General features: G+C 45.0%; 26 protein-coding genes. 11 read left to right on the forward strand and 15 right to left on the reverse strand.

Annotation, left to right across the window (positions count from 1 at the left end):
• Nucleotides 1-556 (forward strand): HAD-IIA family hydrolase (locus tag AWV70_RS21635; RefSeq protein WP_060210551.1); only part of this gene is annotated, 556 nt, incomplete at its 5' end.
• A 65-nt stretch (nucleotides 557-621) separates the two neighbouring features.
• On the opposite strand, the gene AWV70_RS21640 is transcribed toward AWV70_RS21635, so the two are convergent.
• Nucleotides 622-858, reverse strand: coding sequence for a YuzB family protein (locus AWV70_RS21640; RefSeq protein WP_060210585.1), 237 nt, complete (start codon nucleotides 856-858; stop codon nucleotides 622-624).
• A 139-nt stretch (nucleotides 859-997) separates the two neighbouring features.
• Here AWV70_RS21640 and AWV70_RS21645 point away from each other — a divergent pair, with 139 nt between their 5' ends.
• A complete protein-coding gene (locus tag AWV70_RS21645; protein WP_060210552.1) occupies nucleotides 998-2,062 on the forward strand; it encodes an NAD(P)/FAD-dependent oxidoreductase in 1,065 nt (354 codons plus the stop codon).
• 74 nt (nucleotides 2,063-2,136) lie between these two features.
• Here AWV70_RS21645 and AWV70_RS21650 read toward each other — a convergent pair whose 3' ends face one another.
• A complete protein-coding gene (locus tag AWV70_RS21650) occupies nucleotides 2,137-2,463 on the reverse strand; it encodes a YuzD family protein (protein WP_414714858.1) in 327 nt (108 codons plus the stop codon).
• 287 nt (nucleotides 2,464-2,750) lie between these two features.
• Here AWV70_RS21650 and AWV70_RS21655 point away from each other — a divergent pair, with 287 nt between their 5' ends.
• Nucleotides 2,751-2,987, forward strand: a complete 237-nt coding sequence (locus AWV70_RS21655) for a NifU family protein (RefSeq protein ID WP_060210554.1) — start codon at nucleotides 2,751-2,753, stop codon at nucleotides 2,985-2,987.
• A gap of 125 nt (nucleotides 2,988-3,112) precedes the next feature.
• Here AWV70_RS21655 and AWV70_RS21660 read toward each other — a convergent pair whose 3' ends face one another.
• On the reverse strand, nucleotides 3,113-3,826 hold the full coding sequence (locus AWV70_RS21660) for a DUF2225 domain-containing protein (RefSeq protein WP_235588813.1): 714 nt from the start codon (nucleotides 3,824-3,826) through the stop codon (nucleotides 3,113-3,115).
• A 92-nt stretch (nucleotides 3,827-3,918) separates the two neighbouring features.
• On the opposite strand from AWV70_RS21660, the gene AWV70_RS21665 reads away from it, so the two are divergent.
• From AWV70_RS21665 to AWV70_RS21680, 4 genes are all read left to right on the forward strand, one after another.
• A complete protein-coding gene (locus AWV70_RS21665) occupies nucleotides 3,919-4,284 on the forward strand; it encodes a HesB/IscA family protein (RefSeq protein ID WP_060210555.1) in 366 nt (121 codons plus the stop codon).
• 265 nt (nucleotides 4,285-4,549) lie between these two features.
• Complete coding sequence (locus AWV70_RS21670; protein WP_060210556.1) at nucleotides 4,550-5,767, forward strand: NAD(P)/FAD-dependent oxidoreductase; 1,218 nt, start codon at nucleotides 4,550-4,552, stop codon at nucleotides 5,765-5,767.
• Nucleotides 5,768-5,836: 69 nt separating this feature from the next.
• Nucleotides 5,837-6,334, forward strand: a complete 498-nt coding sequence (locus AWV70_RS21675; RefSeq protein ID WP_060210557.1) for an NUDIX domain-containing protein — start codon at nucleotides 5,837-5,839, stop codon at nucleotides 6,332-6,334.
• Between the two features lie 94 nt (nucleotides 6,335-6,428).
• Nucleotides 6,429-6,755: a YuiB family protein gene (locus AWV70_RS21680; protein WP_082713767.1), complete on the forward strand. Its 327-nt coding sequence runs from the start codon at nucleotides 6,429-6,431 to the stop codon at nucleotides 6,753-6,755.
• A gap of 218 nt (nucleotides 6,756-6,973) precedes the next feature.
• Here the strand turns inward: AWV70_RS21680 and AWV70_RS21685 are convergent, their stop codons facing one another.
• A complete protein-coding gene (locus tag AWV70_RS21685) occupies nucleotides 6,974-7,453 on the reverse strand; it encodes a divergent PAP2 family protein (RefSeq protein ID WP_060210558.1) in 480 nt (159 codons plus the stop codon).
• A 152-nt stretch (nucleotides 7,454-7,605) separates the two neighbouring features.
• On the opposite strand from AWV70_RS21685, the gene AWV70_RS21690 reads away from it, so the two are divergent.
• Complete coding sequence (locus AWV70_RS21690; RefSeq protein WP_060210559.1) at nucleotides 7,606-9,114, forward strand: leucyl aminopeptidase; 1,509 nt, start codon at nucleotides 7,606-7,608, stop codon at nucleotides 9,112-9,114.
• Nucleotides 9,115-9,507: 393 nt separating this feature from the next.
• Here the strand turns inward: AWV70_RS21690 and mnhG are convergent, their stop codons facing one another.
• From mnhG to AWV70_RS21730, 7 genes are read right to left on the reverse strand one after another with little or no spacing between them, the layout of a single operon-like run.
• A complete protein-coding gene (gene mnhG / locus AWV70_RS21700; RefSeq protein ID WP_060210588.1) occupies nucleotides 9,508-9,885 on the reverse strand; it encodes a monovalent cation/H(+) antiporter subunit G in 378 nt (125 codons plus the stop codon).
• Nucleotides 9,869-10,150: a Na(+)/H(+) antiporter subunit F1 gene (locus AWV70_RS21705; RefSeq protein WP_060210561.1), complete on the reverse strand. Its 282-nt coding sequence runs from the start codon at nucleotides 10,148-10,150 to the stop codon at nucleotides 9,869-9,871. Before AWV70_RS21705 ends, mnhG begins: the two co-directional genes overlap by 17 nt.
• Nucleotides 10,147-10,626, reverse strand: a complete 480-nt coding sequence (locus AWV70_RS21710) for a Na+/H+ antiporter subunit E (protein ID WP_060210562.1) — start codon at nucleotides 10,624-10,626, stop codon at nucleotides 10,147-10,149. The genes AWV70_RS21705 and AWV70_RS21710 overlap by 4 nt, the downstream gene beginning before the upstream one ends.
• 6 nt (nucleotides 10,627-10,632) lie before the next feature.
• On the reverse strand, nucleotides 10,633-12,114 hold the full coding sequence (locus AWV70_RS21715) for a Na+/H+ antiporter subunit D (protein WP_060210563.1): 1,482 nt from the start codon (nucleotides 12,112-12,114) through the stop codon (nucleotides 10,633-10,635).
• The gene (locus AWV70_RS21720) at nucleotides 12,107-12,448 is read right to left on the reverse strand and encodes a Na(+)/H(+) antiporter subunit C (protein ID WP_060210564.1); all 342 of its coding nucleotides are present in this window, start codon (nucleotides 12,446-12,448) and stop codon (nucleotides 12,107-12,109) included. Before AWV70_RS21720 ends, AWV70_RS21715 begins: the two co-directional genes overlap by 8 nt.
• Nucleotides 12,448-12,870 carry a Na(+)/H(+) antiporter subunit B gene (locus AWV70_RS21725; RefSeq protein ID WP_060210565.1) on the reverse strand — a complete coding sequence of 141 codons (423 nt, stop codon included), beginning with the start codon at nucleotides 12,868-12,870 and terminating at the stop codon, nucleotides 12,448-12,450. Before AWV70_RS21725 ends, AWV70_RS21720 begins: the two co-directional genes overlap by 1 nt.
• Complete coding sequence (locus AWV70_RS21730) at nucleotides 12,857-15,265, reverse strand: Na+/H+ antiporter subunit A (RefSeq protein ID WP_060210566.1); 2,409 nt, start codon at nucleotides 15,263-15,265, stop codon at nucleotides 12,857-12,859. The genes AWV70_RS21725 and AWV70_RS21730 overlap by 14 nt, the downstream gene beginning before the upstream one ends.
• A gap of 162 nt (nucleotides 15,266-15,427) precedes the next feature.
• Between AWV70_RS21730 and AWV70_RS21735 the strand changes: the two genes are divergently transcribed.
• Nucleotides 15,428-15,988: a DUF5366 family protein gene (locus AWV70_RS21735; protein WP_060210567.1), complete on the forward strand. Its 561-nt coding sequence runs from the start codon at nucleotides 15,428-15,430 to the stop codon at nucleotides 15,986-15,988.
• 42 nt (nucleotides 15,989-16,030) lie between these two features.
• Here the strand turns inward: AWV70_RS21735 and AWV70_RS21740 are convergent, their stop codons facing one another.
• Together AWV70_RS21740 and AWV70_RS21745 are read right to left on the reverse strand one after the other, a co-directional pair.
• Nucleotides 16,031-17,887 carry a transglycosylase domain-containing protein gene (locus tag AWV70_RS21740; RefSeq protein ID WP_060210568.1) on the reverse strand — a complete coding sequence of 619 codons (1,857 nt, stop codon included), beginning with the start codon at nucleotides 17,885-17,887 and terminating at the stop codon, nucleotides 16,031-16,033.
• Nucleotides 17,888-17,946: 59 nt separating this feature from the next.
• A complete protein-coding gene (locus tag AWV70_RS21745; protein ID WP_060210569.1) occupies nucleotides 17,947-19,179 on the reverse strand; it encodes an MFS transporter in 1,233 nt (410 codons plus the stop codon).
• 311 nt (nucleotides 19,180-19,490) lie between these two features.
• Here AWV70_RS21745 and AWV70_RS21750 point away from each other — a divergent pair, with 311 nt between their 5' ends.
• Together AWV70_RS21750 and AWV70_RS21755 are read left to right on the forward strand one after the other, a co-directional pair.
• Nucleotides 19,491-20,078, forward strand: coding sequence for a peptidylprolyl isomerase (locus AWV70_RS21750; protein WP_060210589.1), 588 nt, complete (start codon nucleotides 19,491-19,493; stop codon nucleotides 20,076-20,078).
• A 22-nt stretch (nucleotides 20,079-20,100) separates the two neighbouring features.
• A complete protein-coding gene (locus tag AWV70_RS21755) occupies nucleotides 20,101-20,313 on the forward strand; it encodes a hypothetical protein (RefSeq protein ID WP_060210570.1) in 213 nt (70 codons plus the stop codon).
• On the opposite strand, the gene AWV70_RS21760 is transcribed toward AWV70_RS21755, so the two are convergent.
• Nucleotides 20,310-20,516, reverse strand: coding sequence for a hypothetical protein (locus AWV70_RS21760; protein WP_060210571.1), 207 nt, complete (start codon nucleotides 20,514-20,516; stop codon nucleotides 20,310-20,312). The two genes, AWV70_RS21755 and AWV70_RS21760, sit on opposite strands and share 4 nt — an antisense overlap.
• 83 nt (nucleotides 20,517-20,599) lie before the next feature.
• A complete protein-coding gene (locus tag AWV70_RS21765; protein ID WP_060210572.1) occupies nucleotides 20,600-21,772 on the reverse strand; it encodes a MalY/PatB family protein in 1,173 nt (390 codons plus the stop codon).
• Between the last annotated feature and the right edge of the window lie 14 nt (nucleotides 21,773-21,786).

Raw genomic sequence — 21,786 nt, forward strand, 5'->3', positions numbered from 1 at the left:
TATTATGACGTCGGCGATTGCATCCGCGAAATATTGCAAAGAGCATTTTGACGGTGCCACTATCATGATGATCGGTGAAGAAGGGCTTGAACAAGCACTTCTTTCAGAAGGCTTTGAACTGACTTCACAAAATCCGGACGTCGTTGTCGTTGGAATTGATCACAATATTACATATGAAAAACTAGCAAATGCCAGTATGGCGATTCGGGCGGGTGCAGGTTTTATTGCCACAAATGGGGACCGGGCATTCCCGACAGAAAGAGGGCTCGTCCCGGGGAATGGGTCGTTTGTAAAGCTTTTGGAATCGACAACGGACCGCACTGCCATCCAAGTTGGGAAACCCGAGCCGCATATGCTGCATTTCATTCAGCAAAAAGGGTATAGGAAAGATGAAATGATCATGATTGGTGACAATTACGAAACCGACATTCAGGCAGGAATCCGCTTTGGCATCGATACGATCCATGTGGAGGGCGGCGTGACAAGTTTGGAGACAGTGATGGAGCAGTTGGAGCATCCTACATTTTATTTTAAAAGCCTTGCAGATTGGAAATGACAAAGCGGAAGGCGCCCGGAGCTGGACGAAAAAAGAACCGCAATGATTTGCGGTTCTTTCCTATCTCAAAATAACGGATTCTCTTCAATGTATTCATAAATCCGTTCCGTCAAATCTTCAGGTGTGTCGGCTTCGACGACCTCCCCATTGACGAGGGCATACAATCCTTCAGCACATTTTGTGCAATAACTGAGACAGCCATATTCCAATACATCTATATTGGGATCCCTTTCCAACGCTTCCAATGTCTTTTGTGAACCGTTAGCAAGATTGCTCATACAGAATTCTACGATCGGATTCACTACGATCACCTCACCTACTTGGCATCCTACTCTTATTTTCTCCTGCCGTCAAATAGGATGTCTTATTGTGAAACTTCTCACAAACTGTTATAATTGCGATGGGAATATATCGGAAAATCGATTGATAAAGGAGAAAACTATGAGAAAACTTGTGTTATTAGGTGCAGGCTACGGTAATATGCGTATTTTGCTTCGTCTACTCAATAAAGAATTGCCCGCCGATCTGGAAATTACATTGATTGACAGAACACCTTTCCATAGTCTGAAAACAGAATTCTATGCATTGGCAGCAGGAACAGCACCGGATTCAGATATCCGTGTCGCATTGCCTGCACATGAAAAGCTGAAGGTTGTTGAAGGGGAAATCGCAGAAATTAAATTGGAAGATAAAGCGATCGCCCTTAAAAACGGTGATGAAATCGCTTACGACGAGCTTGTCATCGGTCTCGGCTGCGAGGATAATTACCACGATGTTCCGGGAGCGGCTGAATACACGAGCAGCATCCAGACAATCGGCCAATCACGTGTCACATACAAGCTGCTGCAAGGTCTTGGCGGAGGGGCGACAGTCGGTATCGTCGGTGCTGGTTTGAGCGGCATTGAATTGGCGAGTGAATTGCGTGAAAGCCGGCCGGATTTGAAAATCAAATTATTTGATAGAGGACCACGCATCCTGAAGGATTTCCCGGAGCGGCTAAGCAATTACGTCAAGGATTGGTTTGATAAGCATGATGTGGAAGTCGTCTCCAACTCGAACATTACAAAAGTCGAGAAGAATGTACTTTACAATCACGAGGACGAAATCCATGTCGATGCCGTCGTATGGACTGCCGGAATTCAGCCGGTAGCGATCGCGCGTGAAATGGACGTGGAAACGAACAGAGGACGCATCGTGCTGAACCAATACCACCAAATTCCGGGCCATGAAAATGCGTACGTCGTCGGTGACATCGCTGACCTGCCTCATGCACCAAGCGCCCAGCTTGCCGAGGAACAGGCGGAACAGATCGTCAAAGTGCTTCGCCACGTATGGAATAATGAACCATTGCCACAGGAAATGCCTGAAATCAAGCTTAAAGGCTTCATGGGCTCATTAGGAAAGAAACAAGGCTTCGCTTATCTCGCAGACCGAACTGTTACAGGACGAATTGCAAGACTGTTAAAGTCGGGCGTATTGTGGATGTACAAATGGCATAATGGATAATAGCAAAAAACCTTTTCCAAAACATGGAAAAGGTTTTTTGGTTCTCATTTACCTAGTTTCATTATCAATAAAAATTATGCTGGAACATACCCATGCTTTTCCAATTCATTGAATACCGGCTTCAACTGGATATACCCTTCGCCAATCACTTCATCCTCAATAATAACAAGCGGATAGAAATACTCATCATTCCTCACTTGCTCCGCAATCTCTTTCTGTTTTGAATCTGTAAGGTTCGAATCAATATCAATGTATTCAATATCAAAAGGCTGCTCCGGATACTTTCTGCTAATTGCTGCTTGCAGCCATTCAAATGTATCTTTTGAAGATGGTGCATTCACACAGCTTGCGCACATAATATCGGCTCCATATATTTCGATTTTCACTTTGTTCTTCTCCACGTTCATAACCCCTCTCGATTCTGTAATGGATTATTTCAATCCTTTCCAACAAGTTTATCAATTTTTACTAGTTTTGCAATATGTCAACGAGCAAGCAAATGCAGACAGAAACCGCAATTACTTATTTTTGCATGCATTTAAATTATAATATAACAAATAATAAGGCGGCATATAACTGCTTGGGAGTGTGCCTAAACATCAACGTCATAGTTATTCGGGGATAATTCATTTGTGTTTCGTGTAGCACTTAGATTATAATAAGTATAATGAAAGGGGAGAATTAAACAATGACAGATACAGCTATGATGGAACCCGTACAAGAAGTACTAAATAAATTGCGCCCATTCCTTCTTCGGGATGGCGGAGACTGTGAACTCGTTGATATCGAAGAGGGAGTTGTTAAGCTGCGCCTATTAGGTGCGTGCGGCACATGCCCAAGTTCGACAATCACGTTGAAAGCAGGTATTGAAAGAGCGCTGCTTGAAGAAGTGCCTGGTGTCGTGGAAGTTGAACAAGTATTCTAATTGAAAAAGGGACTGTCCAGAATGAATTTCTCTGACAGTCTCTTTTTGATTGCTTTTAGTAAAGGCAAGCGTCCAATGTGAGGTGCCGTGCGCCTGATGCAGCGCACTTTATTTCATCGAGCACTTTACTCACGCCGTTCCCTGATCTCCTGCCATCTTTCCTTCGCCATCTCGATAATATGTGGGTCGGTCGATGTCCGTTGACTTTCGATGACCCTCGAAAAATTCCGTGTCGCCTTTTCCGTATCACCGATTTGATAGGAAAGCTCTGCCATCAAGTACAATACTCTTGTCTCAGACATTTGGGTCCCTGCATGATCTCCCGCGGTATACGCCTCGGCATACAAATTTCGAGCCACTTCCCTGAACCGTTTCCCGGACTCACTATCTTTCATATCATCATAAAGCCAGGCGATACGCAGCATTATGCCTGCCTTCGTCAGCGACTTTTCTTTCTTTACGTTCGCACTAATATAGGCAAGTTTATAAGTTTCAATTGCTTCTTCGATTGTCCGTTCATCCCCGAACGATCTACCGTTCCAAAGGGAAGTGATTGTTTGAGCGATTTCCTCGTGTATTCCGGGTGCGAAATAACTGGAAAATTCATCGGTGTATGCAAAACCGCAGTTGGGGCATACGGCTACATTATATAAAATGGGATTGATGCTTGCATCTGAATACACCGGTTTAAAGTCACTTTCATGCTTCATGACGCGGACGAAGCGAGAACGGATCTTTGTTGTAGTAAATTTCTCCTTGCAGTTCAAGCAATCCATTTTCTTGACATAAGTCGCACTTACTTCCATTTCATCATCAACCTTTCGTACTACACTATTCATTATACAGCATCCACTTGCAATTGGAGTAAAGATGATTGCGTAAACAGTGAAATCATTGATATGATAGAGGAAAAGCGGGAAGGTGGATGTAAATGAAACAGTATGTTGAAATTACTGAAGCTGCAGCATTTCATGTGAAGGAAATGATGGTTCATAATGGTGAAGAAGATTCGTTCCTTCGCGTTGCAGTGAATGGCGGAGGTTGCAGCGGATTAACATATGGTTTAGGATTCGAAGAAGAACAGTCTGAGCATGATTATCTTTTATCCCAGCATGGCATTCAAATCGTTGTTTCGAAAGACGATGCGGGAATCCTTGACGGGACAAAGGTCGATTATAAGGAGTCCTTGATGGGTGGGGGATTCACAATCGAAAACCCGAACGCCATCGCATCATGCGGTTGCGGTACGTCATTTAGGACAGCGAAGAAAGTCGGTACTCCGGAAGCTTGCGATTAAGATTGCGAAGAACCGGACATAATTACCCAATCCCTCCCTCAATCAGGTGATCCTTCAGGATTCAACTGGATGGGGAGGGCTTTATTGTTATATTCGAATTAATGATTTTTATCATTATGATGTTGAAAAGGCCTACTAAAAAGGCTACTATTGAATAGTAGAAGTTTGTCGAATAAAGGCAAATGCCAGGACTGGGCAAATCGTCGCATGAACCGATTTTCAGCGGACCCGGCACATAATAAAAATAAAGGTGGTTTCGATTTTCGTGAAAAGACCGACAATCTTAGTATTAGGTGCGGGTTACGGCGGTTTATCCACAGTCGTCAACTTGCAGAAATCCATTGGCACTGACGAGGCCGATATTGTACTGATCAACAAAAATGAATATCATTACGAGTCGACTTGGCTTCATGAAGCGGCTGCAGGAACATTATCGCCTGAACAAGTTCGCTATGATATCAAAGGTGTTATCAACGAAGGAAAAGTGAAATTTGTTCAAGCTGAAGTTCAAGCAATCGATATTCAAGGAAAAGTCGTCACTACTAATGTCGGTACACATACTTACGACTATCTTGTCATTGCGTTAGGATTTGAAGGGGAAACGTTCGGTATTAAAGGTCTGGACAAATATGCTTTGTCCATTGCAAACGTTAAGGCAGCTCGTCAAATCCGTGAACATATCGAATATCAATTTGCAACATGGTCACTTGAAAAGGAAAAAGACGATAGCCGTTTGACGATTGTTGTCGGCGGAGCCGGTTTTACAGGAATTGAATTCCTTGGAGAACTCGGAAACCGTGTTCCTGAACTTTGCAAGGAGTTCGATGTGCCGCAAGAGAAAGTCCGCGTTATTTGTGTGGAAGCGGCACCTATGGTTTTACCAGGATTCGATCCTGAATTGGTAGACTATGCGGTAAGACAGTTGAAAGCGAAAGGAATTGAATTCTCGATCGGCACTCCGGTTGTGGAAGCGACTCCTGAAGGCGTCAATATTAAAAAAGGTGAAGAAGAGTTCGAATTCATCAAAGCCGGCACTGTCGTTTGGGCAGCAGGAGTTCGAGGAAACCGTTTGATCGAAGAGACTGGCATCGAAAACATGCGTGCTCGCGTCAAAGTTGAAAAGGACCTTCGCGCTCCAGGTCATAACGACGTATTCATCGTCGGCGACTGCGCATTGATGATCAATGAAGAAACGAATCGTCCATACCCTCCTACAGCTCAAATCGCGATGCAACAAGGTGATATGTGTGCGAACAACTTGATCGCATTGATCAAAGGCAACCCGACTTCCGAATTCACACCTGATCTTAAAGGAAGTATCGCTTCCCTAGGCGATGACGATGCAATCGGTGTCGCTTTCGGTAAGAAATTGATGGGTAAACAAGCATCCTTCATGAAAAAAGTGGTTGATAACCGTTCCTTATTTATGATCGGCGGAGTAGGCCTGACTATTAAAAAAGGTAAATTCAACTTCTTCAAATAAGAATTGTACTGTAACACTATTTCACACCCGCCTATTCAGTGGCGGGTGTTTTTTTCAAGGAGGATATGAATGGCGAAAAACAAACGCGGAAATGTATGGCTCGGTGCATCCGGCATCGTCATGAACAGCAATGGTGAATGGCTCGTCGTCAAAAAGACATATAGCGGGCTGAAAGGGATGTGGTCATTGCCCGCGGGATTTGTGGAAGGGAATGAAACTGCGGATCAAGCCGCAATCCGAGAAGTGAAAGAAGAGACCGGGCTGGATTGTAAACTGGAAGGGATGGTAGGCTTCCGCACAGGTATCCTGAACGGCGACATTAGCGATAACATGGCGATATTCCTATTGCGTCCAGTGCACGAAGATCAGCTCTTAATTCCTCAGGAGAAAGAAATCTCGGAAGTCGCTTGGAAAACTCCATTTGAATTGAAAGATGATGCCAACGTTTCCGCAATGATCCATGAGATTGCGGAAAGGGCAATTGAGTCGGGACTGTTGGAAATGGAGCAGATGGATCCTGGAGATTGGTTCGGCTATACATCTTATAAACTGTTTTATAAAAAGTAAAAAAATAGTGTTCAAATTTCGACATTCACATCGTTTTATTGAAAGCATGCACCCGTTCCTGTAAAATGTTGAATGGAAAGCGGAGGTAAATAAATTGGGAACAATTTCATTGACACATGTCGTTTTATCCATAATTATTTTCATGGTCATGTTTTTCGGAATAGGCTTCTTACTGAACATGCTACTCCGTATGACGTGGTTGATGGCGATTGTTTATCCGATCGTCGTCATATTGATTATCGACGAAGTGAAAGTATTTGAGTATTTCACGAATCCGGGTTATTCCTTCGGATTGCTCGGTGAAAAAATCATGTCCCTTCATGCAGCCGATATTATCATTCTTGCAAGTGGGCTCGTTGGCGCCATCATTTCCGGGTTTGTCATTAAATTGCTACGGAAGCAAGGGTATCAAATGTTTTGACTTGCTTCAGCCACAAACCCGGCTGAAGCAAGTCAAAGCCTCCGGCGGGTGTCACAGATTTTAAGGAAGGCAACCTAAGTTCGCCGCGTCCTGCGGCAACGGTTGCATGACCAACATCCTGTTGGCCTCAATTCAAAATCTGGACGCAATTACGCCAAGGCGAAATTGATTAATGTAAAAGAAGAAGGTGTCCCAACTAGGGGCACCTTCTTCTTTGTTTAGGACACGATAAATGAATAAGTGACGACTGAAATGAGAATGCCTGTCACTGAACCCGCAAATACTTCGCTTGGCTTATGGCCGAGTAGTGTTTTCAGCTCCATGATCTTTTGCTGTTCATCTTTCTGCTGCCAGCCTTTCATTTCTTTCACAAAAGTCTGGAAATCCACCCTCATTTGATTGATAATGAGCGCCTGTTGACCAGCCTGATAACGGATACCGGTTGCATCGAACATGACGATGACAGCGAAAATGGCAGATACCGCAAATAATGGTGAACCAAGGCCGACTTCATAAGCGATGGCTGTTGTCAAAGCGGATACAGCGGCAGAATGGGAGCTCGGCATGCCGCCGGTGGACGTCATCAATTTCCAGTCCAATTTCTTCGTCAATAAAAAGTGGATCGGAATCTTAACGAATTGAGCGAAAAAAATCGCAAATAATGCCGCTAGGAGCGGAGTGTTTTGCAATAAGGACATGATTCCACTCCTTTTCTAATGAAAAATCTACAGATAGTATACCATATAGGAACTCAGTGACTATCGAAAGTCCGATTTTTTCGAATGATTATTTCGGTTCGACAGAGTATTGGTATATAATAGAGAATGTAGGAAAAGTGGGAGGTAGTCAAATGAAAACATCATTTATTGAACCTGAATTCGGTAATTTGAATTCGGAAGTGCTAATCGTAGGAGTTCCCGAGCATCCGGAAAATGTGAAAGGCTGGGAAACATTCGCCGACTCATTCAGCCCCCGTCTTATGGACTGGGTCAAATCCGGTGACATTAAGACTGATTTTAAAAAAATTGTCAAAATGCCTGCATTGGAAACTCGTGGTTATGAGCGGATCCTTTTCATCGGGCTGGGAGCATCGAAAAAGCTGACAGAAGACCGTTTGCGTCAAGCTTTTGCGGCTTTGGGCAAGGAAATGAAATCTTCGAAAGCATCGTCAGTGTCCATCTGGACAGCACCATTCACGAACGAAGACTTGACTTGTGAAGATGTTGTCTTTGCAGCTGCGGAAGGAATTGGCATGGGCTCCTATCAATTTGAAGGATATAAAACCGATTCAAATGAAAAGGACGTCGCATTGGAAACAGTGACATTTTTGACGGCTGCCGATGAAGATGAATTGAAGGCAGCATTCGAGGTGGGCAGTACATATGCAAACGCGGTAAATGAGGCGCGTACGCTTGTCAATACGCCGCCGAATATCCTGACTGCAACAAAAATGGCGGAGTACGCAAAGGGACTTGCGGAAAAATATGATTTTGAAATTGAAATTCTAGGCAAAAAAGAGATGGAAGAGCTTGGCATGGGCGCAATCTTGGCAGTCAACAAAGGATCCGTAGAAGAGCCACGCCTCATCGTATTGAAATATGCCGGAACCGAGCAATGGGAAGATGTTGTCGGCCTCGTAGGCAAGGGAGTAACGTACGACACAGGCGGTTATTCGTTGAAACCGCGTGAAGGAATGGTAGGCATGAAAGGCGATATGGGCGGTGCGGCAGCAGTGCTTGGTGCTATGAACATCATCGGCGAGCTGCGTCCTGCGAGGAACGTCATCGCTGTCATAGGAGCGACGGACAATATGGTTTCTGGCGAAGCGTTTAAGCCGGATGATGTCATTACTTCTCTAAGCGGGAAAACGATTGAAGTGTTGAACACCGATGCGGAAGGAAGACTCGTCCTAGCAGATGCGGTCACATACGCGAAACAATCCGGTGCCGACTACTTGATTGATGTTGCAACGCTTACAGGAGGCGTCATCGTTGCATTGGGCAATGACAAGACCGGCGCTTTGACGAATGATGAAGCATTCTTTGAAGAGTTCATGCAGGCTTCACTGGAAACAGGAGAATTCGTTTGGAGACTGCCATTAACGGAAAGCGATAAGAAGCGCATCCGGAAAAGCGACGTTGCGGATTTGAACAATTCTCCAGGCCGTGACGGCCATATGATCTTCGGAGGAGGCTTCGTCGGCGAATTCGCGGAAGACACTCCATGGATCCATCTGGACATCGCAGGCACGTCAGACGCGTCAGCAGCCCATGATCTCGGTCCGAAAGGGGCAACAGGCGTCATGGTCCGTACGCTCGCTACGATTGTCGAACGTATGGCGGATGTCGATCAATCATAATGAAATTGAAGACGTAAGTAAGCCCCGATAACAAAGTGTTATTAGTCCGGCATATAGGCATCCGTCCCTCCTCACTTCGCCCGTCACGAATAGGATAAGTGAGAAAGGGGGATATAGATGCCACGGTTTGATCATAGGCGCGGCCGATTTGATGGTAACTTTGGACGCGGAGGATTCGGATTTGGAATAGGGGGTCCATTTTTAGGGGGACTATTTGGTAGTTTCCTCGGAAACGCCCTGTTTCCACCTTACTATCCATATAATAATTTTTCATATGGTTATCCATACAATTACTATCCATATGGATATGGGTACCCGCCATATTCCAATTTTCCACCATACAGATACCCTTATTAAAAAAACACACTCGGCAATGGATGCCGAGTGTGTTTTTTAATCTTTTAATCGTTCCATATTCTTTTCTTTCGCTTCCTTGACAGCATCCTTCAAGTCATCCCCGACGGTCAATTCGGACGGCTTTACCCCTGACATATAAGCGGCACGCCCCATTAAATGGCCGCCGATCGGTGAAGTGATGAAGAGGAATCCGATTCCTAGTAGCAGTGAGATGCTGAAGTGGCCTTCCTTCAACCAGAAATGAAAGAACACGCCAAGCAAAATGCTAAGAACACCGAGCGTAGCGCTTTTCGATGCTGCATGCGCACGTGTGTAGACGTCGGGTAAGCGTAAAATGCCGATCATTGTCACAATCGTGAAAATGAGACCGACGACGATTGTCGTTACAATTAAGATATTAGCGATTACGGTCACGTTCAATGATCTCTCCTCTCTCAATGAACTTGGAGAATGAAACTGTACCGATGAACGACATGATGGCAATCAGCAAAATGACATCGATGAAAAATGGTGTGTCGAACAAGATGGAAATAAGGGCAATTGCAGAAATGAGCATTACGCCTATTCCATCGAGGGCGATGAGTCGGTCGGGCACAGACGGTCCGCGGAATACACGGAACATGATACCGATCATCGACAATACGACAAGGATCAGGGACACCCATATGAACGTCATCATGCTCGGCTCACCTCCATTATCGCTTTTTCAAATGAATTTTTTATCGAATCGATCGCTTCATCCACATCGTCCACGTCGATTGCGTGGATGTATAACGTCCGTTGGTCATCTGAGACATGAAGTACAATTGTTCCAGGCGTCAACGTGATCAAGCTCGATAAAAGCGTGATTTCCCAATCATGCTCGAGCTCCGTTGGCAACGCAAATATCATGGGCTGGAGCTTCAGTTTAGGACGGATGACGAGCATCAGAACAGAAATATTTGAAAGCGCCAATTCCTTAAAGAAGAGGAGCGTCAATTTAATGGCTGCCCACAGTCGCCAAATATAAAGCTTGGATTGGAAAAATCGTCTCGTTATGACAATTAGAATCAAGCCGATCAAATATCCGATGATGAAAGTTGTCGCAGTCAATGAGGAATTCATGAACATCCAAATGACGGCGATGAAAAAGTTCAATAGTATTTGAAATGCCATCGACATCTACTCCTTCAGCACCGCATCAATATAGATGGATGGTTGTAGTAATACATCCGTGGCGTCTGTCACGTATGGAATCAGCCATTCTGTACCGACCCCGTACAGGACCGATAGGACGACTAGCACGATTGTTGGAAGCATCATGCGTGCATATGGCTTCCGTTTCGTTTTAGGCAGTTCCACTGGCTCTCCCCAGAACGCATAGATGAAAATCCGGATGACGGAGAGCAGCACGATTAGGCTGGACGCAAGTATGATGATGCTGCCCAAGACATTGCCTGTTTGAAATGCACCTTGTGTAATGAGCATTTTGCCGATGAAACCACTTAATGGCGGAATGCCTGCCAAACCGAAGGCGGCGATCAAGTAGAACCATCCAAGCGGGGCGTGGGTCTTCATCAATCCGCCCATTTTTCGTAAATTCGATGTCCCGGTCACATAAATGATGATGCCAATCAATAGGAACAGAGCCCCTTTGATAAGCATGTCATGCACCAAGTAAAAGATAGCGCCGGAAATGCCCGCTTCATTCATTTGAGCTGCTCCAAAAAGGATGACTCCGACCGCGATGACGATGTTGTAAATGATGATCTGCTTCAAATCGAAGTACGCGAGAGCCCCGATGCAGCCGACAATGACTGTAAGGATGGAGACAACCATTAAAATCTCGTGAGTGACGCCAACGTTGTGGACGAAAAACAATGTATATGTCCTCATAATGGCGTACACACCGACCTTTGTCAGCAACGCACCGAATAGGGCAAGCACAGGGACAGGCGGCGCCGAATATGATCCGGGAAGCCAGAAGTAGAGCGGGAATATCGCCCCTTTGACTCCGAAAACGATCAACATGAGGACCGCGATCACTGTAATGATGCCCGGCTGACCGATTTCGGCAATCTTCACCGAAATATCGGCCATATTCAACGTACCGACAACTGAATACAGATAAGCGACGGTAATGACAAATAATGCTGAAGAAACGACGTTAACAAGTATGTACTTGATTGATTCACGTAATTGCTTCTTTTCGCCTCCCAGGACGATCAATAAGTAAGACGCGATCAGCAACACTTCGAAAAAGACGAACATGTTGAAGATATCGCCAGTTGTGAAGGCACCGTTCACGCCCGTTACCATGAACAGGATAGCGGGGTAGTAGAAGAACTTTTCCCGTTCTTCACCGATCGCTGTGAAGCTGTAGACAACGACGAACAATGTTATTAAAAGAGTCGTCGTGACGAGCAGAGCAGAGAACATATCTGATACCATCGAAATCCCGAACGGGGCTGGCCAACTGCCGAGCGTAACAGCTAGGACCCCTTCCGATTTGACGGTCACAAGCAGGAAGAACGAAGCGATCAGGCTGATGATGACACCGACCAATGATAGCGCCCGTTGAATCCGTACATTCTCTTTAAAGAACAGCAACAGAATCGCAAAAAGGAAAGGGAGGATGATCGGTAATAAAGGTAAATTAATCATGTTCGTCATTTCCTTTCAGTTGATTCATGTCATCTGTTTTATGGACAGCGTAAGCACGGTAAGCCATCACGAGCATGAAGGCTGTCACACCAAAGCTGATGACAATCGCGGTTAAGATGAGCGCCTGCGGCAAAGGATCGGCAAAGTCCGTGACGCCCTCCGAAATGACCGGCGGAGCAAGACCTCCAAGCCCACCCATCGTAAGGATGAGCAAATGGGCGCCGTGGCTCAACAATCCAGTGCCGATTATGATTTTCAACAGACTTCTCGATAGGATCAAATAGACTGCGGCGGTGAACAATACACCGATTAAAATAGCCATTACCAATTCCATTACGAATCCCCTCCAATTGACTGGATGATTGTAATAGCCGAGCCAACGACGACGAGGAATACACCAGCGTCAAATATTATCGCCGTATGGAGGGAAGTCTCTCCGAATAATGGCAAAGTAAAGTAGTCGAAAGCATGTGTGAAGAACGGGACATTGAAAAAAATTGCACCTGCGGCAGTCCCGAGCGCCAACAATAACCCGATCGCAGTCATGATCGTGAAGTTGAATGGCAATGCTTTCTGCACTGTCTTCAAATCGAAGGCTAGCAATAGAAGGACAATCGCCCCTGTCGTCAGCAAGCCGCCAACGAAGCCTCCACCCGGTGTATAATGTCCTGCAAAGAATATATGGATGGAGAAAAGGAAAATGATGAAAAATACAACTTTCGTCGTCGTTTGCAAAATGACGTCATTTGTTTTCATCTGAACTCTCCTTTCTCGCCAGTCGAAGTTTAATCATACCAAGAACGCCAATTCCGGCAATTGCCAAGACGGCAATTTCGAATAAGGTATCAAATCCGCGGTAATCCACGAGGATGACGTTAACGATATTCCCTCCGCCGGCTTCTGTTTCAACAGTATCTTTGTAATATTGAGAAATGGATTGGACGAGTTTCTGTGAATGGGAAGACAAAGCAACCAACGTCACAGTCACGCCGACCCCAAGAGCTATAATGGCGTTCACGAATTTATGGCTCTTTTTTTCGCCATGGTCTGATAACTTCGGCAAATGCTGGAATGCCAAAAGGAACAATGCCACCGATACAGTTTCAATGACCAATTGTGTAAGAGCTAAATCAGGCGCTTTGAAAATAACGAAAAATAGAGCGACTGAATAGCCGACTGCCCCAAGTGAAATAATCGCCCCGAGCCTCGTTTTTGAAAGCAATACGAAAGCGACTGCAAGCAGAAGGATGACGGCATTGATCAAACCGTACGCACTTATTTTTGAGAAACTGGACATATCTACAGCAAATGCATCTTGTAGGAAAAGCATCGCTATCGTCGTAACCGATAAAAAAGCAAATATGTACAACAGATACGTACGGATGAGCCCTGTCATATAAATGCGGGATAACCGGTTCATCCCTTTTTCACTGAACATCATTGTTGTGTCATACAATGCATTTAAGGAAAGGGTGTCAGGCTGAATGCCATAAAACTTCTGCCATTTTGAAAGCGACAAGTAAAGAAGGCCGCCAATAAGGACGATCCCGACCGTCAGCCACAGTTCAGGTGAATCGAAGCCGTGCCAAGCGGAAACATGGACCCCCACTTCCGAAGGATGGGAATATTGATATGGCTGGATTGCCATGACAGCAGGCTTGACGAGCCATTTTCCGACAACATTCGGTATGAAGAAAATCGTAACGACAAGCATTGCCAGAATTACAGGGGATATGAGCATCCCAAAAGGTGCTTCATGAGGTTTGCGCGGTAACTTTCCAATCTTCTGTTTTCCGGCAAAAGTCTTGAACACAAAATAGAAACTATAAATGAACGTGAATACACTTGCTATCCATGCCACGACAGGGAAAACGACTCCCCATGTGGAGAAATTGAACAATTCGAAGTGGCGGATCGCAAGCATTGATTGTAAAAACATCTCTTTACTCAGGAATCCATTGAATGGCGGCAAGCCAGCCATCGACATCGATCCAATGAAAGCGACAGTGAAACTGACGGGCATGATGCTCATCAGGCCGCCGAGCTTACGAATGTCCCGCGTCCCTGTTTCATGATCGACGATTCCTGCAATCATGAATAAGCTTCCTTTGAACGTCGCATGGTTGATCAAATGGAAAATGGCTGCGAACATTGCAAAAGAGAACAATGCTTCGTCCACGTGGAATGTAATAGCCCCTGCGCCAAGCAACGACATAATCAAGCCGAGCTGACTGACAGTCGAGAAGGCGAGGATAGCTTTCAGATCCGTTTGCTTCACTGCGAAGAGTGAGCCCCAGAACAACGTTAGCAGCCCGATGCCTGTGACGAGCCAAATCCATACTTCGGATGCTGCAAAAATAGGTGTGAACCGAGCGACTAGATATAAGCCCGCCTTAACCATTGTCGCAGAGTGCAAGTAGGCACTGACAGGTGTAGGCGCTTCCATCGCATCCGGCAACCAAATGTAAAATGGAAACTGTGCTGATTTCGTGAATGCCCCCAGCAAAATGAGTACGAGAGCCAAAGTGAAAAACTCATGACCCACAAATGTGGATGATTGGGCAATTAGTTCCCGAATGGAGAATGTGCCACCCATAATGCCTAGAAGAATGAATCCCCCAAGCATCATCAGTCCGCCGAAAACAGTTACCATCATCGACTTCAAAGCACCGAATCTGGAACCATCACGGGTGAACCAATAACCAATCAATAAAAAGGATGAAATGGACGTCAGCTCCCAAAACAGATAGAGCGAAATAACATTATCCGATTGGACAACCCCGAGCATTGCGCTCATAAAGAGAAGAAGATAGACGTAGAAGTTGCCCAATTTCTCCTTGTTCTTATCAAGGTAAAAGATCGAATACAGGACAACGAGCGCTCCGATCCCCGTAATAAGAAGGGAGAATAATATACTCAATCCATCCAAATAAGAGACGAATGAGATGCCGAGCGATGGAATCCATTGTAGTTCAGATAAAGCATGTCCACCGTCCATTGTCGTCTTGATGAACGTTGTATAATAAATGAATAACACAACGGGAACGGCAAGTACGAACCAACCAGTATGTATACCCTTTATCTTACGGAATAGAAGCGGTATAAAAAGGGCTGCCACAATCGGCAGGAAAATCAGTAATACAAATTCCAAAGTAATCCTCCTTCCAATGAGTGAATCATTATTCTTTGCATTGTTTAAAAGTATAACGTAAATTGCATGGGAATGCATAGGAGACATTTGGACATTGTTGCGAATTTGGTTTACCTTCCTATATTATAGGGAAAGAGAAATAATTTGCTTTCGGGGTGTCAAATGAGAAATCCTTATCTTTTTGGCTACTTGCCATTTTTATCAATTACACTTTTCAGTTTGACGTTCGGTGTTTATATGGTGGGGGCATCGATCGTTTTCTTTGGGCAGATCGGTCTTTATTCGGGCATGCGGGAGTTCTTGACGGATACACAGCTGCGCCTTTTTCTTCTGGTCCTATATTCACTAGCTTTTTTTATGATTTTTTCAGCGTTGAAGCTCATTGCAGAAACGATTCATGAAACCGCGATGCTGTTCTTTTCGATCGATGCAGTGGGGGAGTCTTATAGTGAAGCGAAAAGCGGCAATCTGATTTATTTTATCGGTTCGCTCGCTTCGGTAGGCGGTATACAGTCTGTGAAGATTTTATTGGTGATTTTCCTGTTGACGACGTTTATCTATTTTGTTTTCACGATGTTCAAATTAAGCAAATTCATGACGATGCCAAGCATGATCGGTTTGCTGTTTTTTGAAATAGTCGTTTGGAGCATCTTTTTATCTGGCATTATTTACATTGTGTTGAAGCTTTATAACGGGGTGCTTGCAAGTCTTCCGGTGATATAAAAAAACGTTGAAAGGGCGCTTCGCCATTTCAACGTTTTTATTTTACGGTCTATCCAGCAATTCGTTAAAGATGCGCAGGTGGAGTTTTTGGTTGCTGAGGCGCTGGATGGAGGCGGGTTTGTCGTAGCCGATCCAGACTGCTGTTGTGTACTGGTCGTTCATTCCTGCGACCCATAAGTCTTTGTAATGGTCTGTCGTTCCTGTCTTTGCACCAGTGTACGAAGTCGTGTAGCGGATTCCTTTCCCGGTTCCGTTTAAGACGACATCTTCCAACAGATTGCGAATCGTCGAAACGGTTGTCGCTGACCAGACTTTCACCGGTTCTTCCTTCCATTCGTACAGCGTGTTTCCGTCCCGGTCCTTCACAGCTCTAATTGCGTGAGGTGCGGCATACATGCCATCTACGAAACTGGAATAGGCGGAAGCGAGCTCCAGAGGCGTCACGCCTCGATGGAACCCTCCGAGGGCGGCAGGGTAGGTGAAATCTTCATCGGAAATGTACTTGAAACGGAAGACTTTCAAATGATCAAAAGCTTCTTTGATCCCCACCTTGCGGAATAACCGGACGGCGGCAGTGTTATGGCTATGCCGAAACGCTTCCTTCACAGTCGTCATTCCATACGTATAACCGCCTATGTTCGTCGGGCAGTAAGATCCGATGCAAATATTGCTGCTGTCGATTGGTGTGCTTTCTTTGTAAGGACCGCCTTCAAGATAGGGCGCATAGACAAGCAATGGTTTAATGGCGGAGCCGGGTTGCCTTACAGCTTGGTAGGCCCTGTTGAAGTCTCCCTTGCGAAAATCTTTGCCACCGTATATGCTCACGATTTCTTTCTTCGTATGATCAATGATGACTGCTGCTGCCTGTAAATCCTTTGTTTTCAATAAGGATGTGAGGGAAGTTTCGTCGTGTTTTTGCTTTGCGGGATCGAGCGCCGTTTCAATTTGGATTCCGCCCGCGATAACTTCCGCGGTCCGTTTTTTTAGCGTCTCGACAAGTGTTTGTCGTTCACTTCGGGTTGTGGCTGCTTCGATAGCCGCCGTGAATCCTTCCGAATAGCCGATCAGCTCTTCCAGCTCTGCTAAAACATATGAGCTATACATATTGTATTCATTCGCCTTTGCCTTTACGTCCAATGTTATTTCTTCCTGCTTCCACATTTCCGACTCCTGCTCCGTTATCAAGCCGTTTACTGAAAGGACGGATAATAGGAGCTCTTGACGTTTTTTCGTTTGGTCAAAATGACGCAGCGGGTCATATTTGGAAGGATTGTTCGGGATAGCGGCAATGAAGGCCATTTCGGCTGGACTTAGTTCATCGAGTGGTCGATTGAAATAATAAGTGGCGGCTGCTCCAATTCCATATACTTGATTGCCGAAAAACATTTCATTCAAATACATTTCAAAGATATCGCTTTTGGTCGATTGTTTTTCAAGTTCGGCTGCATATAGCAACTCCTTAAATTTACGTTCATACGTCTTTTCAGTTGTCAGGAATCGCATTCTTACAACTTGCTGGGTGATGGTAGAGGCTCCTTGGCTCATATCGTCGCTCATTGCATTGACTGCAAAGGCACGGGCAATTGCTGCTACATCGTATCCTCTATGCTCATAAAATCCCTGATCCTCACTCGTAAGAAAAAGTTGCTGTAAAAATACGGGGATAGCTTCTAAAGGAAGCGGTTGTCTCCATTCTATATATTCCTCGGCAAAAACCTTTCCATTCCGGTCGGTCATTGAGATTGGAATATTGATGGACGGTTCGGTAAGTTCAATCGTTTCACCGATTGTTTTTTTCAAAACCTGCGCCTCTGACCACTCTTTAGCGATAGCCTGCTGAATGACAAAAAGTAGGGGAATCATCATTATCGTTAGTAAAAAGCTTGTAAACTTTTTCAAAAAGCTCCCCCTTCCTATGAAAAATAATAGCACATTTCCGATTTGGAAATGTGCTAAATTTAGATATTCGTTTGTCTATTCTCTTCGGCCAGGAAGTCTTCGAAATCTTGAACGGGCTTTCGCCTAGCATAATAAAGGAAGCCGAATCCTAATAGGAAAAGGATGCCTGTCAAGATGAATACGGATGAAATGCCGATGAAACCACTTATGATTCCGCCGAACATGGGACCGATAATATTACCGAGAAACCGGAAACTTGAATTGTATCCCATCACTTCCCCTTGGATATCAATGGGTGCTTCCCTTCTGACGAGAGCAGTAGTGATCGGAATCATACCTCCAATTGCAATACCGAATAAGAGCCGCCAGATCATCAATTGCCAAATGGAAGAGACAAATGCTTGCGGGACGATGAAAATGAAGGAAAGAAGGAGCAATATACCGAGCACTTTTTCATACCCGATTTCGTCCCCTAATTTACCCCACTTCCTCGCAAACAATAGGTTTCCAACACCAGCAGCACTGAAGGTGAGACCTGCCATGAATGCAACATCTTTCGAATCCGTCAATCCCGCCACGTATAGGGAAAGGAGAGGCTGGATACTGAAGTTCCCGATTTGGATCAATGATGTTACAACCATGACATTTAACATAAGACGATGATGAAGCAAACCACTCAATATCGTTTTTCGCGAGTACTGAACTGTCTTCTTCGTTTTTACTTTCCTCTGTTCGTTAATCCCGAACAATACGATCAGGGCAGCGACGACGACAGAGAACGAAGTGATGATGAACGTATATTTAAATCCGAATGCATCGGCCATCAATCCGCCCAATACTGGTCCGAATAACGTCCCGGTAACACTCCCCATCTGCAACGTCCCAAGTTTTTTACCGGCTTCTTCCCTCGCTGTCTGGGACGAAACGAATGCGAGCGATGTCGGGATGAAACCAGTAACGACTCCGTTGAAAAGACGGAGGATGAAGAATGCCTCAACCGAATGAACGAACCCCATCAGAAAAACGGAGGTCGCAATGCCGAAGCCGTTAATGAGCAATATTGGTTTAAATCCGTATTTATCTGCAATCCGTCCCCAAATCGGTGACATGATCAATGCCGTGATGAATGTCGCCCCGAAAATCAATCCCGACCATTTCTGAACGTATGCATCCGAATGATCCCCGAATGTTTCGATATATAAAGACAGGAATGGCATGATCATCGTCATCGTCCCGGCGACTAGAAAGTTTGCGAACCATATGATAATGAAATTACGTTTTTGTACATTCATGTAAGTGACCCGCTTTCATGTGACCCGCCGATTTCTATAAATGCCGTCGATGAGTTAATTGGAAAATGTATATCAATGTAGAGATTCCCTTTGCTTGATGCAAGTAAACGTTTCTATGATTCATCTATTATAGAACAATTCGGAACCCGAAGGAAATTACATGCTTATCAATCGAAAAAAAGATAGGGGTATGGTAAACTGTTTCAGGGTGAATGATTATGAAAAGAATGTCATTGCTTTCCATCTTATTAGTATTGCTGCTTGCAGCTTGCGGTGAAAAAGATGAAGCGACCAATGAGGAGGCCACGACTATGTATCCACAATTATCGAATGAAGTTGCAGCAAACGATGCTCTTGTCGTCATGAACACGACAATGGGTCCGATTAAAATTAAACTATTCAAAGAAAAAGCGCCAAAAACGGTGGAAAACTTTTTGGCACATGCAGAAAACGGCTATTATGACGGTATTATCTTCCACCGTGTCATTAAAGATTTCATGATCCAAGGCGGAGACCCGACAGGTACAGGAATGGGCGGGGAAAGCATTTACGGTGATTCATTCGAGGATGAATTCACGATGGATCTTTTCAACTTAAGAGGGGCATTGTCGATGGCAAATGCTGGTCCGAACACGAACGGCAGCCAATTCTTCATCGTACAAGCATCCAATCCTCCTGCAAAAGCAGCTCAATTGACACAAGGCGGCTGGCCTGAAGAAATCGCGAAAGCATATGAAGAGAATGGTGGTACGCCACATCTTGATCAAAAGCATACTGTTTTCGGCCAAGTGATTGAAGGAATGGACATCGTAGATAAAATTGCATCTGCTAAGACGGATCGCTCAGACAAACCGGTTGAAGAAATTTCAATTGAATCGATTGAAATCATCCAGAAATAAGACAGTAAGGAAGTGTACGTAAATGAACGTTCTGCTAATGCCGTTCCTTTACTTTCCAGAAGATAAATCCGAATATATTCCAGCAGCGATCTCCTTTTTCTTTTTCATGATTCTTCTTGTCATCACGTTCATGTGGATCAGGCGGAATTCGAAAAAGCAAGAGGAGGAAACACGCGAACTGGAAGAACGAATCTTGCGCGAACGCCGCGAAGCAAGAGAAAAACAAGATTTTTAATGCAAAAGGCATGATCTGATGTAATGGATCATGCCTTTTTTATGGGTCGCGTCCAAAGCGAGCAGTCGCGCGTCCAAATCAGCATGTTCTGCGCCCAAAGCGAGGAGTCGTGCGTCCAAATCAGCGTGTTCCGCGTCCAAATCGAGCAGTCTCGCGTCCAAATCAAGCAGTCTCGCGTCCAAATCAGCAGATGCCGCGCTCAAAATGGTGCTTATCGTGCCAGAAGAATCGCCCTCACAACTTAAAAAAGGACGGTCTCCAATTTGGATCCGTCCTTACATCGTAATTATTCCATTGCCTTAATGAATCTCTTCACGCCATCCTCAACAATCACACGTGGAGTGGCGACGTTCATGCGGAGGAAGCCTCGGCCTGTTTCACCATACTTAGTACCTGGCTCCAGCGCAAGCTTCCCTTTATTCAACAGTCTGTCCATCATCTCATCCTCAGATAGCCCTGTTCCGCGGTAATCGATCCATAGTAGATATGTTGCTTGCGGCTTTTGAATCTGAATTCCAGGAACTTCCTCAGTGAGCGTGCTGATGACATAGTCCATATTGGATGAAATAACTTCCAACAAATTCCCCAGCCATTCTTCACAGTCCGTGAATGCAGAAACGAGGGCGGATGCGGCAAAAGCATTCAATTCCATTTGGCCATGTGCCATCGCGCTTTGTTGGAGTGCATCCCGGAGATCATCTTCTTTTGTAATCATAACAGCAGCTTGAACACCCGCTAAATTGAACGTCTTTGTTGGAGCGATGCAAGTGATAACGCTTCCGCCTTCCTCTTCGGCAAGTTTCGCAAGAGGAATATGCTTGAATCCAGGAAGGACAAGATCAGCATGGATTTCATCAGAAAGGATCAGCACATCATATTTCTTACAAAGTCGGACGATATTGCGCAATTCCTCTTCGGTCCAAACAACACCTCCTGGATTGTGCGGATGGCATAATATGAACAATTTAACATCTTGCTGTAAAGACTTCTCAAATTCCTCGAAGTCGATCGAGTAATTCCCATTATCTTCTTTCAGTTTACACTCGACAATATTCCGTTTCTGATGCCCCGGCACATTGAAAAATGGCGGATACACCGGTGTTGTAATTAAAATATTTTCGCCCGCATTCGTGAACGTCTCCACAACAGTGGCAATAGCGGGAACAACTCCATGGTGGAAAAGCATCCAATCATTTTCAGTCTCCCAGCCGTGCCTTTTTGAAAGCCATGTCCGTACCGCGTCTTTACATTTCGTGCATATGTACGAATATCCAAAAACACCGTGGTCCAATCGTTCTTGCATTGCGTCTATGATCGGCTGCGGCGCCTTGAAATCCATATCTGCAATCCACATTGGCAAAACTTCCGAAGCGTCTTCCACCCCGTAAACAGCTTCCATATTGCCCCACTTCACAGAGCGGGTATTCTTGCGATCAATCACTTGTCCAAACTCTTTCATGCCAATCTCCCTCA

Origin of the sequence: Sporosarcina koreensis (genome assembly GCF_001531445.1) — a bacterium.
GTDB classification, from domain to species: domain Bacteria; phylum Bacillota; class Bacilli; order Bacillales_A; family Planococcaceae; genus Sporosarcina; species Sporosarcina koreensis_C.

Bases quoted from the DNA above. Each gene is read 5' to 3' on its own strand.
- AWV70_RS21755 (WP_060210570.1), top strand. From the start codon at position 20,101: ATGAACGTTCTGCTAATGCCGTTCCTTTACTTTCCAGAAGATAAATCC.
- AWV70_RS21660 (WP_235588813.1), bottom strand. From the start codon at position 3,826: ATGAATAGTGTAGTACGAAAGGTTGATGATGAAATGGAAGTAAGTGCG.
- AWV70_RS21690 (WP_060210559.1), top strand. From the start codon at position 7,606: ATGAAAACATCATTTATTGAACCTGAATTCGGTAATTTGAATTCGGAA.
- AWV70_RS21710 (WP_060210562.1), bottom strand. From the start codon at position 10,626: ATGGCATTTCAAATACTATTGAACTTTTTCATCGCCGTCATTTGGATG.
- AWV70_RS21645 (WP_060210552.1), top strand. From the start codon at position 998: ATGAGAAAACTTGTGTTATTAGGTGCAGGCTACGGTAATATGCGTATT.
- AWV70_RS21765 (WP_060210572.1), bottom strand. From the start codon at position 21,772: ATGAAAGAGTTTGGACAAGTGATTGATCGCAAGAATACCCGCTCTGTG.
- AWV70_RS21745 (WP_060210569.1), bottom strand. From the start codon at position 19,179: ATGAATGTACAAAAACGTAATTTCATTATCATATGGTTCGCAAACTTT.
- AWV70_RS21720 (WP_060210564.1), bottom strand. From the start codon at position 12,448: ATGGAATTGGTAATGGCTATTTTAATCGGTGTATTGTTCACCGCCGCA.
- AWV70_RS21715 (WP_060210563.1), bottom strand. From the start codon at position 12,114: ATGATTAATTTACCTTTATTACCGATCATCCTCCCTTTCCTTTTTGCG.
- AWV70_RS21735 (WP_060210567.1), top strand. From the start codon at position 15,428: ATGAGAAATCCTTATCTTTTTGGCTACTTGCCATTTTTATCAATTACA.
- AWV70_RS21665 (WP_060210555.1), top strand. From the start codon at position 3,919: ATGAAACAGTATGTTGAAATTACTGAAGCTGCAGCATTTCATGTGAAG.
- AWV70_RS21675 (WP_060210557.1), top strand. From the start codon at position 5,837: ATGGCGAAAAACAAACGCGGAAATGTATGGCTCGGTGCATCCGGCATC.
- AWV70_RS21750 (WP_060210589.1), top strand. From the start codon at position 19,491: ATGTATCCACAATTATCGAATGAAGTTGCAGCAAACGATGCTCTTGTC.
- AWV70_RS21705 (WP_060210561.1), bottom strand. From the start codon at position 10,150: ATGATGACGTTCATATGGGTGTCCCTGATCCTTGTCGTATTGTCGATG.
- AWV70_RS21655 (WP_060210554.1), top strand. From the start codon at position 2,751: ATGACAGATACAGCTATGATGGAACCCGTACAAGAAGTACTAAATAAA.
- AWV70_RS21725 (WP_060210565.1), bottom strand. From the start codon at position 12,870: ATGAAAACAAATGACGTCATTTTGCAAACGACGACGAAAGTTGTATTT.
- AWV70_RS21685 (WP_060210558.1), bottom strand. From the start codon at position 7,453: ATGTCCTTATTGCAAAACACTCCGCTCCTAGCGGCATTATTTGCGATT.